The organism is Streptomyces sp. NPDC054834, from assembly GCF_053611185.1.
The window spans coordinates 116469-130263 of record NZ_JBSGZV010000001.1; the positions used below are offsets into that span (position 1 = coordinate 116469).

Consider the following 13795-nt stretch of genomic DNA (forward strand, 5'->3'; position numbering starts at 1 on the left):
TCCTAGAGGTCGTAGACCACCGTCACCGGTGCATGGTCGGACCAGCGCTCCTCGTGCGTGGCCGCCCGCTCCACGAAGCCCTTGACCGCCTTGCCCGCGAGCCCGGGGGTGGCCACATGGAGGTCGATGCGCCAGCCCGAGTCGTTGTCGAAGGCCCGCCCCCGGTAGGACCACCACGAGTAAGGTCCCGCCACGTCCGGATGCAGTGCCCGTACGACGTCGACGTAGCCGCCGTCCGTCTCGTCGAAGACCTGGCTCAGCCACTGCCGCTCCTCCGGCAGGAAGCCGGAGTTCTTGGTGTTGGAGCGCCAGTTCTTGAGGTCGGCCTGCTGGTGGGCGATGTTCCAGTCGCCGACGACGAGCACCTCGCGTCCGTCGGCGGCGGCCCGCTCGCGCAGGCCCTTGAGGTAGGCGAGGAACTCGGCCATGAAGCGGGTCTTCTCGTCCTGCCGCTCGGTGCCGACCTCGCCGGAGGGCAGGTAGAGGGAGGCGACCGTGACGCCGGGCAGGTCGGCCTCGACGTACCGGCCGCTGGTGTCGAACTCGGTGGAGCCGAAGCCGATCCGGACGCGGTCGGGTTCGCGCCGGGTGTAGAGGGAGACGCCCGCGCGGCCCTTGGCGGCGGCCGGGGCGTGCACGACGTGCCAGCCGTCGGGCTGCCGGACGGCCTCGGGCAGCTGCTGCGGCTCGGCACGCACCTCCTGAAGGCCCACCACGTCCGCCGAGGTGTCCGCGAGCCACTCCACGAAGCCCTTCTTCGCGGCGGCCCGCAGTCCGTTCACATTCACCGAGGTCACAGTCAGCACCAGGGCACGATACCGGCACACTGGACGGGCTCCGATTTTCGGCAGTTCCCTACTATGCATGAATGTACGATGCCCAGCATGAATATTCGTCGCGTTCCCTTCGACCACCCCGACGCCGTCAAGCTCAACGACGCCGTTCAGGCCGAGTACCACCTGCGCTACGGCGACGGCGGTGACGCCACCGTCCTCGACGCGTCGGACTTCGAGCCGCCGAGGGGCGTGTACCTGATCGCGTACGACGAGACCGGCCGGCCGGTCGCCACCGGCGGCTGGCGCAGCCAGGACGCCAACGAGGAAGGCAACACGGACGGCGACGCCGAACTCAAGCGCATGTATGTGGTCGATGAGATGCGCGGACGGGGCCTCGCCCGCCGCATGCTGTCCGCCCTGGAGGAGGACGCCCGCGCGGCCGGCCGCCTCCGCATGGTCCTGGAGACCGGCACCAAGCAGCCGGAGGCCATCGCCCTGTACTCCTCCAGCGGTTACGAGGCGTGCGCCAAGTTCGGCTACTACCGCCACTACGAGGACAGCCGCTGCTTCGCGAAGGCCCTGAAGGACCTGTAGACGCACTGAAGCCCCAGTCGGTTGACGCCCGACTGGGGCTTCATGCTGCGTGGACCTGAGGGGATTTGAACCCCTGGCCCCCTCGATGCGAACGAGGTGCGCTACCGGACTGCGCCACAGGCCCTTGCAACGAGTGAAACTTTAGCATCCCCGTCGGGGTGCTTGGAAATCCGTTCCCCGACTGGTCAGGGGCGGGCTCCGGCGGGTGTGGCGGCGGTCACTCGTTGGCCGCGCGCGGCCGGTCGCCTTCCTCGTACTGGTCGAAGAGGGGGGTGCGTCCGCGCTCGCGCGCACGGCGGGCGGAGGCGGCGCGGCGGGCGTCGGTGCGGCCGTCGGCGGCCGGTCTGTCGTCGGCGGTGGACGCCGGGTCGGCCGGCTCCGGTTCGCGCGCGGCGGCCTGTTCCTCGTGCTCCGGGGTCACCGGGCCGGACCGCGCCGAGCTCCAGGTGTCGGGCGCCCCCAGGTCCACGTCGGAGGTGGCCCGGGGCGCGACCGGCGCCGTCACGTACGTCGGGAGCGGCACCGGCACCGGGTCCCAGCTGTCCCCGTGCCCGGGCCGGCGCCGGCGCTCGCGCTGCTGGTCGACCCACTCGGCGTGGTCGGTCTGCTCGACGAGGGCACGGCGGTCCGCGGCGAGCGCGGACATCCCGGCGTCGGTCTCCGACTCGGGACTCTCGTCCGGTTCGGTGGCGCCCGTGCCGCCGTCCAGGGGCGCGCTTCGGCGCGGCTGGTGCTCGCGAAGCCGCTGGGCGGCGACCTCGGCCTGACGCCGGTCCATCTGGTAGGCGAAGCGGCGGCGTTCCTGAGCGCGCAGGTAGACGATGTACGCGCTGAGCATGACGGCCGGCACGCCGGGCGCCCAAAGGAACGCCAGTCCCCCGACGGCGGCGACGACCGCGCCGAGGGTGAAGGCCAGGAAGAGCATCACGGTGGTACGCCGACGGCGCGCGAGCACTTTCGTGCGCCGGGCGCGCGCAGCGGCCGACTCGCTGGAGGGCGCCCGCCGCGCGGCCGGTACCCGCGTGGACGCGGACGCGGGAGCGGGGGCGGACACGGACGCGGGGGCCGGCTTGCGCGCGGGCGCGACCGTCTGGGCGCGCGCCGGTTCCGGACGCTCCGCGGCCTCCGGCTCGGCCTCCGCCCGTACCTGCCGACGGGCCGGAGGCACGGCGAAGGCCCGGACGTCCACCGAGTCGGTGACGACACCCGGAGCGTCGCTGTCGTGCTCCCCCTCCTGGGCGGAGCGCGCCCGCAGGTCCCTGGCGTACCGACGCTCCATACCCGCCCGTCCGGACAGTAGCCGGATGGCGGTGCTGAAGCGTTCCGTCGGACGGGCCTCGTTCAGCTCGTCCTGCCTACGGAGCCACATCGGCACCAAGTAGGCGGCCCAGGCCCCGACGATGACTGCGTAGATGAGGCCGCTGCTGCTCACATCTCACACCGTAGAGGGATTCGCATGAGGCCATCCGCCAATTGGGCCGGTGTGTCGCACGATCTGGCTGATATTTCCAGCTTTTTTTGCGCTCGATGCGATCAACCGATCAATTTCGAACGCTTATTCGATCAGATGGCGGACGGATTGCGGCCCTTTTCAATTGGAGGCGTTCTGCGAGCGTGCGCGCCGCCAGCGTGCGAGCAGGCCTTCCGGTACCTCTTCGGCGGTGAGAGCGAAGACGAGGTGATCGCGCCAGGCTCCGTCGATGTGGAGATAACGGGGCCTGAGGCCTTCCTCGCGGAATCCGAGTTTCTCCACGACCCGGCGGCTGGGCCCGTTCTCGGGACGAATGCAGACCTCGATGCGGTGCAGTCCGACGGTGCGGAAACAGTGGTCGACGACGAGCGCCACGGCCGTCGGCATCACCCCGCGCCCGGCCACCGCCTGGTCCACCCAGTAGCCGACGTGCCCCGAGCACATCGAACCCCAGGTGATCCCGGCGACCGTCAACTGGCCCACCAGATGCCCCTTGTACTCGATGACGAACGGCAGCATCCGGCCCGCGTTCGCCTCCGATCTGAGGTGGCGGACCATCTGCCGGTAGGTCGGCCGGTGCGCGACCGGACCGGTGGGCGTGGGCGGCGGAATGGTCGCCTCCCAGGGGCGCAGCCAGTCCCGGTTGCGCCGGTTCACCTCGCGCCACGCCTTCTGGTCGCGCAGCCTTATCGGCCTCAGGACGATGTCGCCGTCCACCAGCACGGCGGGCCAGGATGGGCTGTTCAGCTCGCACCCCCACTGCCGGCGCCGGGTCTGGGGTGGTCGCCGCCGCGGATCTGGTCGACGGCGTGCGCCAGGAGGGGCTCCAGGACGGCCAGTCCGTCCTTCACCCCGCCCGTGGAACCCGGCAGATTGACGATCAGCGTGCCGCCCGCCACTCCCGCGAGGCCCCGCGAGAGCGCCGCGGTCGGTACCTTGTCCCGGCCGAACGCCCGGATGGCCTCCGCGATGCCCGGCACCTCGTACTCGATCACCCGGCGGGTCGCCTCGGGCGTGCGGTCGGTGGGCGAGACGCCGGTGCCGCCGGTGGTCACGACGACCTGGTACCCGGCCTCGACGGCGGCGCGCAGGGCCGCCTCCACCGGGTCGCCGTCCGGGACGACCTGCGGCCCCTCCACGGCGAACCCGAAGCCCCTGAGGCCGTCCGCGACCAGCGGGCCGCCCCTGTCCTCGTAGACCCCGGCGGCGGCCCTGTTGGAGGCCGTGACCACAAGAGCCCGGTAGGTCATGCCCGGCTCCAGTCGCCCGACTGGCCGCCCGTCTTCTCCTCCACCCGTACGTCCGTGATGACCGCTCCCTTGTCGACCGCCTTGACCATGTCGATCACGGTGAGCGCGGCGACCGACACCGCGGTGAGGGCCTCCATCTCGACGCCCGTACGGTCCGTCGTCTTCACGGTGGCCTGGATCTCGACGGCGTCGTCCGCGACCGACAAGTCCAGTTTCACACCCGACACCGACAACGGATGGCACAGCGGAATCAGATCCGGGGTGCGCTTGGCCCCCATGATCCCCGCGATGCGTGCGGTGGCGAGGGCGTCTCCCTTGGGAACCCCCTCGCCACGCAACAGTTCGACCACGCGTGGGGAGACGAGGACGCGGCCGCTGGCACGGGCGGTGCGGGCGGTCACGTCCTTGTCCGACACGTCCACCATGCGGGCCGCGCCCGCGTCGTCGATGTGCGTCAGTCGGTCCTGCGTACTCATGCTGTGCGGTGCTCCCGGTCCCGGCCTGTTGTGCGCGACACGGTACCGCCAACCGGCGCCGCTCAGCCGAGCAGGACCACCTCGACCTCGGTACCGGGCTCCACGCTCACCACGTCCTCGGGGACGACGATCAGCGCGTCGGCCTGCGCCAGGGCCGCGACCAGGTGCGATCCGGAGCCGCCCACCGGCGTCACCTCGCCGTCGGCGTACGCCCCGCGCAGGAACTGGCGGCGCCCCTTGGGCGAGCTCAGCGCCTCGTCCGCCTTCAGGACCGCCCTGGTGGTGGGCCGGTGCACGTCCGCCAGCCCCATCAGCGTGCGGATGGCGGGGCGGACGAACAGCTCGAAGGAGACGTATGACGACACCGGGTTGCCCGGCAGGGCGAGCAGCGGTGTGTGGTCGGGGCCGATGGAGCCGAAGCCCTGGGGCTTGCCGGGCTGCATGGCGAGCTTGCGGAAGTCCACCCCGCTGCCCGGCTCCTCCGCGTCGCCGACGTGCGACAGCGCCTCCTTGACCACGTCGTACGCGCCGACGCTCACCCCGCCCGTGGTGACCAGCAGGTCGGCGCGGATGAGCTGGTCCTCGATGGTGGTCCGCAGGGTCTCGGCGTCATCGACGACGGCGCCCACCCGGTAGGCGATGGCGCCCGCGTCCCGGGCGGCCGCGGCGAGGGCGAAGCTGTTGGAGTCGTAGATCTGGCCGCTGCCCAGTGCCTCGCCGGGCTGGACGAGTTCGCTGCCGGTGGACAGCACCACCACGCGCGGGCGCGGGCGGACCCGGACCGTGCCGCGGCCGATCGCGGCGAGCAGCGCGATCTGCGGCGGGCCGAGGACGGTGCCGGCCTCCAGGGCGCGGTCCCCGGCCTGCACGTCGCTGCCCGCGGCCCGCACGTGCGCGCGTTCCTGCGCCGGGCGGTACACGCGCACCTGGCCGGTGGCGCCCTCGGGGGCCAGGCTGCGGGCGCGCATCCCGCCGACCGGGCCCTCGCCGAGCCCGCCGTCGGTCCACTCCACGGGGACGACGGTCTCGGCGCCGGGCGGCAGCGGAGCGCCGGTCATGATGCGGGCGGCCTGTCCCGGACCGACAGGGGTCAGATGGGCCGCGCCCGCCGCGACGTCCCCGACGACGTCCAGGACGGCCGGGAACTCCTCGCCGGCGCCCGCGACGTCCGCGACCCGCACCGCGTACCCGTCCATGGAGCTGTTGTCGAACGGCGGCAGCGAGACCGGCACCGTGACGTCGTCGACCAGGACGCAGCCCTGGGCGTCGAGCAGTTGCAGCTCGATGGGGTCGAGGGGGCGGACGGTGGCGAGGATGTCCTCCAGGTGCTCCTCGACCGACCACAGGTGGTCCGGGCCGGCGGGGCTGGTCGCGGCGCTGCTCAACGTTGCTGCATCTCCTCGGCTACGTAACTGCGAAGCCAGGTCCGGAACTCCGGGCCCAGGTCTTCACGTTCGCACGCGAGCCTGACAATGGCACGCAGATAGTCGCCGCGGTCGCCGGTGTCATAGCGGCGGCCCTTGAAGACGACGCCGTGCACCGGGCCGCCGGCCTTCCCCGTGGCGGTAGCCACTGATCCCTCTGTCTCGGCCATCTGCTGGAGGGCGTCGGTCAGCTGGATCTCGCCGCCGCGGCCCGGCTCGGTCTTGCGCAGGATCTCGAAGACGTGCGGGTCGAGGACGTAACGGCCGATGACCGCGTAGTTCGACGGGGCGTCCGCCGCCTCCGGCTTCTCCACCAGGCCGGTCACCTTCACGACGTCGCCGTCCTCGGTGGCCTCGACGGCCGCGCACCCGTAGAGGTGGATCTGCTCGGGCGCGACCTCCATCAGCGCGATCACGCTGCCGCCGTGCAGCTCCTGGACCTCGATCATGCGCTGGAGGAGCGGGTCGCGCGGGTCGATCAGGTCGTCGCCGAGCAGGACGGCGAAGGGCTCGTGCCCGACGTGCGGGGCGGCGCACAGGACCGCGTGGCCCAGCCCCCTGGGGTCGCCCTGGCGCACGTAGTGCATGGTCGCGAGGTCGCTGGACTCCTGGACCTTGGCGAGCCGGCCGGCGTCACCCTTCTTCTGGAGAGCCGATTCCAGCTCGTAGTTCCGGTCGAAGTGGTCCTCCAGGGGACGCTTGTTGCGTCCGGTGATCATGAGGACGTCGTCGAGCCCCGCCGACACGGCCTCCTCGACCACGTACTGGATCGCGGGCTTGTCCACGACCGGCAGCATCTCCTTGGGAGTGGCTTTGGTGGCCGGCAGAAACCGGGTGCCGAGGCCTGCTGCGGGAATGACAGCCTTGCTGATCCTGGGGTGCGACTGAGTCATGCCCGCAACCTTATCCGGTGCCTTTGTGGGGAAACTGTGGCTCCGGTTGGTTGGCTCTCATTTGAGCCTATTGAGGAAAGCGCGGGTACGACCTGTGGACCAGGCAGGACGCGAGGGCGAGCCTGACAAGCGAATGTTGCGGCGAGAGTTCCTCACGGTGAGAGGCAGGTTGACGCCCGATGACGTGCGGGAGGCGGCCACCGCGCTGGCCGGGCGCGCCCTGGAGCTGCCGGAGCTGGCAGACGCGCGCGCGGTCGCGGCGTACGTCTCCGTGGGGAGTGAACCCGGCACGCTCGCGCTGCTCGACGCGTTGCGCGCGCGGGGCGTACGCGTGCTGCTGCCCGTGCTCCTGCCGGACAACGACCTCGACTGGGGCGTGTACGCCGGGGAGGGCTCCCTCGCGCGCGTGCAACACGGCGGGAGGATGGCGCTGTTGGAGCCCTCCGGCGAGCGGCTCGGCCCGGACGCCGTGACGGCCGCCGACGCCGTCCTGCTGCCCGGCCTGGCGGTGGACACGCGCGGGATGCGGCTGGGGCGCGGCGGAGGGTCGTACGACCGTGTGCTGGCCCGGCTGGAGCGCGCGGGCGCGGATCCCGCGCTGGTGGTGCTGCTGTACGACGCGGAGGTGGTCGAGCGCGTCCCGGAGGAGCCGCACGACCGGCCGGTGCACGCGGTGGTGACGCCGTCGGGCGTACGGCGCTTCCGGGACGCCCAGCGGGGAGCCGGATGAGAAATGGCCCTCCACGCGTGCGTGGAGGGCCATTTCAGCGGCTGGTTCAGCGACCGGTGCCGGTGCTCACGGCTTCAGCACGAGGGTGTCGCTGGTGCTGCCGTCGACCGCCTTGCCGGAGAACGACCACGGCAGCAGCTCGCCCTTGGCCCACTTGCCGGTCTGGTCGGTGTAGTGGGCGCTGTAGGCGTGTCCGGAGGCACCGCTGAGGTTGATCCACTTCGACTTGTCGAGGTCGTCGAGGTTGACCACCATCCGCATCGACGGCACCCAGACCACGCCGTAGCCGCCGGCCGCGTTCCAGCCGGTCGCGTTGACCGTCGCCTCGCCGCCGCTGAGCTTCCACGGGCCGCGGTTGAGGACGTACTTCAGGATGCCGGGACCGTCGGTGCCCAGGGTCTGGTTCTTCAGGAACAGGCGGTGCAGCCGGCCCCAGCTCCAGGTGTCGATGTCCTTGCCGAGCTTGGCGGTCAGCTCCCAGCGGGCGTCGACCATGGCGCGCTTGAACAGGTCGTCGCGGTTGTCGGCCTTGTTGCGGTCACCCACACCGGCCGGAGTCTTCCACCAGTCGCTCTTCGGCTTGTCCATGAGGGTGCGCACGACCTCGAACCAGCGGTCGCCGCCGTCCGGCTGCGCCTGGTCGGCGTCGCGCTCGCCGCACTCGCGCACCTTGGTGTCGTCGTCCACCGGGCCGGTCGAGTCGGTCTTGTCCACCCACAGGCACTGGCCCTTGACCCGCAGTTCCTTGGGCATCTTGTTGCCGAAGGCCAGCTTGAGGATGTTGCGCCAGACCGCGTTGAAGTAGGCGGCCGCCGCCGAGTCGGCGTCCTGGGTGTAGTCCCAGCCCTCCAGCAGCTTCTGGGCGTCGCGGACGTCCTTGTCGTCAAGGTTGATCTTCAGCAGCTTGGGCACCAGCAGCTTGGCGATCTCACTGCTGTTGTCCAGCTGCATCTGGCGCATGTCGTCGGTCGAGATCTTGCCGCCGCCCTTGATCTTCGACTCGATCAGATCGGTGATCCGCTGGCTGCGCGTGCCGTAACCCCAGTCCGTGGTGAGCGTGTAGGGGTACTTGTCCTTGTCGACCACGGCCTGGTTGGCGGTGACGATGTAGCCGCGCTTCGGGTCGAACTCGTAGGGCAGCTCGTCCTGCTTGACGTAGCCGGTCCACTTGTACTTCGAGTTCCAGCCCGGCGCCGGGATGGAGCCGTCGTCGCCCTCCGCGCGCGTGGGGATCTTGCCGGGCAGCGTGTAGCCGATGTGGTTCTTGGTGTCGGCGTAGACCAGGTTCTGCGAGGGCACGTCGAACAGCCCGGCCGCCGAGCGGAAGTCGCTCCAGTTCGCGGCCCTGTCCATGGCGAAGACGGCGTCCATGGAGGTGCCCGGCTGAAGGGCGGTCCACTTCAGGGCGATGCCGTAGCCGTCGCCGCGGTCGGGGGCCGCCGTGTTGACGGTGGCCTTCCGGCCGACCTTGACGAGTTCGTCGTCGCGGTCGGAGAGCAGGGGCATCCCGTCGTTGGTCTGCCGGACGACGATCTTCTTGGACGCGCCGCCGGCGACCTTGATGGTCTCCTCCCGGCTCGTGAAGGGCCGGACCTTGCCGTCGTACAGGTAGCCCTCGCCGCTGAGCTTCTCCAGGTAGAGGTCGGTGACGTCGACGCCGGAGTTGGTCATTCCCCATGCGATGTCGGCGTTGTGGCCGATTATCACGCCCGGCATGCCCGCGAAGGTGTAGCCGGTGACGTCGTACTGGCACTTGCTGGAGACCGTGCGGCAGTGCAGGCCCATCTGGTACCAGACGGAGGGCAGCGAGGCCGCCAGGTGCGGGTCGTTGGCCAGCAGCGGTTTGCCGCTGATGGTGTACTTCCCGGCGACCACCCAGGAGTTGGAGCCGATGCCCTGGCCGTTCACGCCGACGGCCGGGGGGACGTCGTCGAGGACGTTGTAGAGGCCCTCCAGTTGGCTCGTGACGCCCGAGCCGGACGAGGACGATCCGGAGGTCCCGGTCGTGCCCGTCGTGCCACCCGTGCCCGTGGTGCCGGTCGTGCCCGTGCTGCCGGTCGTGCCCGTGGTGCCGGCCGTACCGCTGCCCGTCGTACCGCTGCCCTGCTCGAACGTCTTGGTCAGCTCGTTGTACTGGCCCTCCTGGACGATCGCCTTGTTGCGGCTGTACGGGTAGTCCGGGTACAGGTCGGCGATCTGCTGGGGGCCGAGGCGGCTGGTCATCAGGGCGCGGTCGATCTCGTCCTGCATGTTGCCGCGCAGGTCCCAGGCCATCGCCTTCAGCCAGGAGACCGAGTCGACCGGGGTCCACTTCGCCGGCTTGTAGTCGTTGCTGAAGCCCAGGGCCGCGTACTCCAGGGAGATGTCCTCGCCGTCCTTGCCCTGGAGGTAGGCGTTGACCCCCTTGGCGTACGCCTGGAGGTACTTCTTCGCCCCGGCCGACAGCTTGGTGTCGTACTCCTTCTCGGCCACCCGGTCCCAGCCCAGGGTGCGCAGGAACTCGTCGTTCTTGACCTGGCTCTTGCCGAACATCTCCGACAGGCGCCCGGAGGTCATGTGGCGGCGCACGTCCATCTCGTAGAACCGGTCCTGCGCCTGGACGAAGCCCTGCGCCATGAAGAGGTCCTCGTCGGACGAGGCATAGATCTGCGGGATGCCGTAACCGTCCCGCTTCACGTCGACCGGCCCGGACAGGCCGTCGAGCGTGATGGATCCCTTGGTCTGCGGGAAGGAGGCGCGCACGGTGCTGATGGACCAGTAGGCCCCGTAGGCGATGCCTCCGACGATGGCCAGCACCAGTACGAGCACGATAAGACGGGCTTTGCGCCCCTTCTTCCTGCCGGACTTGCCGGGCTTGTCACCCGTTGAGGCGGTGGTATTGGGGGGCATCGCTGTCCTTGCTGTCCTAACGCGAGCGGCAGGCGGTACTGGAGTGCTGGAGCAACCATAGGCGCAGGGCCCGCCGCCCCTTGACGCGGTATCGGGTCCAGCCGCGGACGGACGTTCGATCTTGCCTTGTGGTTCGTCAAGAAATCGTCAAGAGTTAGGTAAGGTAACGAAGTAACTGCCGAAGTCGACCGGAAGACTTGCCGGGAACCCGTCTTCCGGATCACCGGGAACCCGCCTTCCGGATCAAACCGGATCAAAAGGGAGGAACCGCCCCTGTCCGTTCACCACCTCGACCAGCTCCTGCTCGTCTGCTCCGTCGTCCTGCTCGTCGCCGTCGCGGCGGTCCGGATCTCCTCGCGCAGCGGGCTCCCCAGCCTGCTCGTGTACCTGGGGATCGGCGTCCTCATGGGCCAGGACGGCCTCGGGAACGTCCACTTCAACAACGCCGAACTGACCCAGGTCATCGGCTACGCGGCCCTGGTCGTGATCCTGGCCGAGGGCGGTCTGGGCACCAAGTGGAAAGAGATCCGGCCGGTCCTGCCGGCCGCCTCCACCCTGGCGCTGGCCGGGGTCGCGGTGAGCGTCGGCGTGACAGCCGCGGGGGCGCACTACCTGGTCGGACTGGGGTGGCGGCAGGCGCTCATCATCGGGGCGGTGGTGTCCTCCACGGACGCGGCGGCGGTCTTCTCGGTGCTGCGGAGGATCCCGCTGCCCGCGCGCGTGGCGGGCACCCTGGAGGCGGAGTCCGGATTCAACGACGCCCCGGTGGTCATCCTGGTCGTCGCCTTCTCCACGGCCGGCCCGGTCGAGCACTGGTACGTGCTCGTGGGCGAGATAATCCTGGAGCTGGCCATCGGCGCGGCCATCGGCCTCGCGGTGGGCTGGCTGGGCGCCTGGGGCCTCAGGCACGTGGCACTGCCCGCCTCCGGCCTCTACCCGATCGCAGTGATGGCGATCGCGGTCACGGCGTACGCCGTCGGCGCCCTGGCCCACGGCAGCGGCTTCCTCGCCGTCTATCTCGCCTCCATGCTGCTGGGCAACGCCCGGCTCCCGCACTGGCCCGCCACGCGCGGCTTCGCCGAAGGGCTCGGCTGGATCGCCCAGATCGGCATGTTCGTCCTGCTCGGCCTGCTCGTCACCCCGCACGAACTGGGCGACGACATCTGGCCCGCCCTGGTCATCGGCATGGCACTGACCATGGTGGCGCGCCCGCTGAGCGTGGTGCTCAGCCTGGCGCCGTTCCGGGTGCCGTGGCCGGAGCAGGCCCTGATGTCCTGGGCCGGGCTGCGCGGCGCGGTGCCCATCATCCTGGCGACGATCCCCATGGTGAACGGCGTCGACACCAGCCACCGCATCTTCAACATCGTCTTCGTACTGGTCGTCGTGTACACCCTCATCCAGGGGCCGACGCTGCCCTGGCTGGCACGCGCGCTGCGGCTGGGCGACGGCACGGAGGCCGCCGACCTGGGGATCGAGTCGGCCCCTCTGGAGCGGCTGCGCGGCCACCTGCTCTCGGTGGAGGTCCCCGAGGGCTCGCGGATGCACGGTGTCGAGGTGAACGAGCTGCGACTGCCGGCCGGGGCCGCCGTGACCCTCGTCGTCCGCGAGGGAAAATCGTTTGTTCCGCTGCCGACCACGGTGCTGCGGCACGGGGACGAACTCCTCGTGGTCGCCACCGACCCGGTCCGGGACGCCGCGGAACGGCGCCTGCGCGCGGTCGGCAGGGGCGGCAAGCTGGCCGGGTGGCTGGGGACGAACGGCACAAACCCCAGGTGAACACGGGTTGTCGTGCTCTGCTTCACAGCCGTACCCCGCTTGATCCCTGTAAGATGAAGGTCGTAGAACCCTGATCGAACCAACTCTGTCTGACGCAGAGCTGGCGCGACCGTATGGCGGCCGGGCGCTCCCGCAGTGAGTGCCGGTATCTACCGCAGTTCCGCGCATGAGGACAGCTCTCGGCGCCCCCTGAACGGATGAGGGGTCGCGCTACCAGGCGGCAGAAAGGCACGGGCCGTGGAGTCCACGGTCACCACCGAGCGCCCCGGATACGGACAGCTCCTGCGCACCCGCGGCGTCTGGACGTTCCTGCTCCCCGGCTTCGCGGCGCGCCAGCCGTTCGCGATGCTCACCATCTCCATCGTGCTGCTCGTGCAGCACACCACCGGCTCCTACGGCGCGGCAGGCGCCGCCGCGGCCGCCACCGGCGTCTCCATGGCGCTGTTCGCGCCCTACAGCGGCCGCCTCGCCGACCGCTACGGCCAGCGCGCGGTGCTGGTACCCGGTGTCCTCGTGCACACGCTGTCGGGACTGGCCCTGACGGCACTCGCACTGGCCCACGCACCGCTGTGGGTCCTGTTCGCGGCGGCCGTGCCGACCGGCGCCTCGGTGCCGCAGATCGGCCCGATGGTGCGCGCCCGCTGGGGCGTGAAGCTCTCGGACTCGCGGCTGCTGACCACCGCGGCGGCCTTCGAGTCCGTCACGGACGAGCTGACCTTCGTCGTCGGCCCGCTGCTGGCGACCGCCCTGTGCACCGCCCTGGACCCAGCGGCGGGCCTGGTCACCGAGGCGACGCTGACGCTGGTCGGCGGTCTGCTGTTCGCCGCGCAGAAGAGCACCCAGCCTGCTGTGGGCGCCGACGCCGGGCACGCGCGCGTGAAGCGCGCCTCCGCGCTGCGCGTTCCCGGTGTGCGCGTGCTGGTGGTTACCTTCCTCGGCATCGGATCGGTGTTCGGCGGCATGCAGGTCGGACTGGCCGCGTTCACCGAGTCGATCGGCGAGCCCGGTCTGAACGGCGTCCTGTACGGCACCTTCGCCGCGGGCAACATGCTCTCCGGCCTCGTCTGCGGCGCCATCGCCTGGAAGATCGCCCCGCAGCGGCGCCTCGTTCTCGGCTACGCGGCTCTGGCGCTGACCGCGTCCGCCCTCTGGACGGCCCACTCCGTGCTCGTCCTCGCCGGACTCGGCCTGCTGGTCGGCATGTGCATCGCGCCCTCCCTGATCACCGGCTACACCCTGGTCGAGGACCTGGTCCCCGCGGGGGCCCGCACCGAGGCCTTCACCTGGCTGACCGGCGCGGTGGCGCTCGGCCAGGCGGCCGCCGTCACCGTCGCCGGACAGCTGGAGGACCGCCTCTGGGACGGCGCCGGTTTCCTGGTCCCGGCGGCCGGTACCCTGCTGGCCCTGGCGACCCTGGTGGCCCTGCGGTCGCTGCTCGCCTCCCGGCCCCATACCCGCACCGTCGCACGTGGCGTCGGTCACCGCTTGCCGGTGACGGTGGACTGATCCCCCGGAA

12 protein-coding genes and 1 tRNA gene are annotated in these 13795 nt (G+C 70.8%); 4 read left to right on the top strand and 9 right to left on the bottom strand.

Annotation, left to right across the window (positions count from 1 at the left end; all coding sequences use genetic code 11):
- Positions 1-2: 2 nt before the first annotated feature.
- The gene (locus ACWGJM_RS00545) at positions 3-806 is read right to left on the bottom strand and encodes an exodeoxyribonuclease III (RefSeq protein ID WP_453409454.1); all 804 of its coding nucleotides are present in this window, start codon (positions 804-806) and stop codon (positions 3-5) included.
- 78 nt (positions 807-884) lie between these two features.
- Here ACWGJM_RS00545 and ACWGJM_RS00550 point away from each other — a divergent pair, with 78 nt between their 5' ends.
- A complete protein-coding gene (locus ACWGJM_RS00550; RefSeq protein ID WP_453409455.1) occupies positions 885-1370 on the top strand; it encodes a GNAT family N-acetyltransferase in 486 nt (161 codons plus the stop codon).
- Between the two features lie 50 nt (positions 1371-1420).
- On the opposite strand, the gene ACWGJM_RS00555 is transcribed toward ACWGJM_RS00550, so the two are convergent.
- From ACWGJM_RS00555 to galU, 7 genes are all read right to left on the bottom strand, one after another.
- Positions 1421-1494: transfer RNA gene (locus tag ACWGJM_RS00555), tRNA-Ala, on the bottom strand.
- A 93-nt stretch (positions 1495-1587) separates the two neighbouring features.
- Positions 1588-2802 carry a divisome protein SepX/GlpR gene (sepX, locus tag ACWGJM_RS00560; protein ID WP_453409456.1) on the bottom strand — a complete coding sequence of 405 codons (1215 nt, stop codon included), beginning with the start codon at positions 2800-2802 and terminating at the stop codon, positions 1588-1590.
- Positions 2803-2961: 159 nt separating this feature from the next.
- The gene (locus ACWGJM_RS00565; protein WP_453409457.1) at positions 2962-3564 is read right to left on the bottom strand and encodes a GNAT family N-acetyltransferase; all 603 of its coding nucleotides are present in this window, start codon (positions 3562-3564) and stop codon (positions 2962-2964) included.
- A gap of 20 nt (positions 3565-3584) precedes the next feature.
- Positions 3585-4091 carry a MogA/MoaB family molybdenum cofactor biosynthesis protein gene (locus ACWGJM_RS00570; protein ID WP_453409458.1) on the bottom strand — a complete coding sequence of 169 codons (507 nt, stop codon included), beginning with the start codon at positions 4089-4091 and terminating at the stop codon, positions 3585-3587.
- Positions 4088-4567: a cyclic pyranopterin monophosphate synthase MoaC gene (moaC, locus tag ACWGJM_RS00575; protein WP_453409459.1), complete on the bottom strand. Its 480-nt coding sequence runs from the start codon at positions 4565-4567 to the stop codon at positions 4088-4090. Before moaC ends, ACWGJM_RS00570 begins: the two co-directional genes overlap by 4 nt.
- A 62-nt stretch (positions 4568-4629) precedes the next feature.
- Positions 4630-5952, bottom strand: a complete 1323-nt coding sequence (gene glp, locus ACWGJM_RS00580) for a molybdotransferase-like divisome protein Glp (RefSeq protein WP_453409460.1) — start codon at positions 5950-5952, stop codon at positions 4630-4632.
- Positions 5949-6884, bottom strand: coding sequence for a UTP--glucose-1-phosphate uridylyltransferase GalU (gene galU, locus ACWGJM_RS00585; protein WP_453409461.1), 936 nt, complete (start codon positions 6882-6884; stop codon positions 5949-5951). The genes glp and galU overlap by 4 nt, the downstream gene beginning before the upstream one ends.
- 133 nt (positions 6885-7017) lie before the next feature.
- Here galU and ACWGJM_RS00590 point away from each other — a divergent pair, with 133 nt between their 5' ends.
- A complete protein-coding gene (locus ACWGJM_RS00590; protein ID WP_453409462.1) occupies positions 7018-7614 on the top strand; it encodes a 5-formyltetrahydrofolate cyclo-ligase in 597 nt (198 codons plus the stop codon).
- 66 nt (positions 7615-7680) lie between these two features.
- Here the strand turns inward: ACWGJM_RS00590 and ACWGJM_RS00595 are convergent, their stop codons facing one another.
- Positions 7681-10503, bottom strand: a complete 2823-nt coding sequence (locus ACWGJM_RS00595; protein ID WP_453409463.1) for a penicillin acylase family protein — start codon at positions 10501-10503, stop codon at positions 7681-7683.
- A gap of 219 nt (positions 10504-10722) precedes the next feature.
- Here ACWGJM_RS00595 and ACWGJM_RS00600 point away from each other — a divergent pair, with 219 nt between their 5' ends.
- Positions 10723-12279 carry a potassium/proton antiporter gene (locus ACWGJM_RS00600; protein WP_453409828.1) on the top strand — a complete coding sequence of 519 codons (1557 nt, stop codon included), beginning with the start codon at positions 10723-10725 and terminating at the stop codon, positions 12277-12279.
- Between the two features lie 237 nt (positions 12280-12516).
- Entirely contained in the window at positions 12517-13785 is a 1269-nt protein-coding gene (locus tag ACWGJM_RS00605) for an MFS transporter (protein WP_453409464.1), read from the top strand.
- Positions 13786-13795 lie beyond the last annotated feature (10 nt).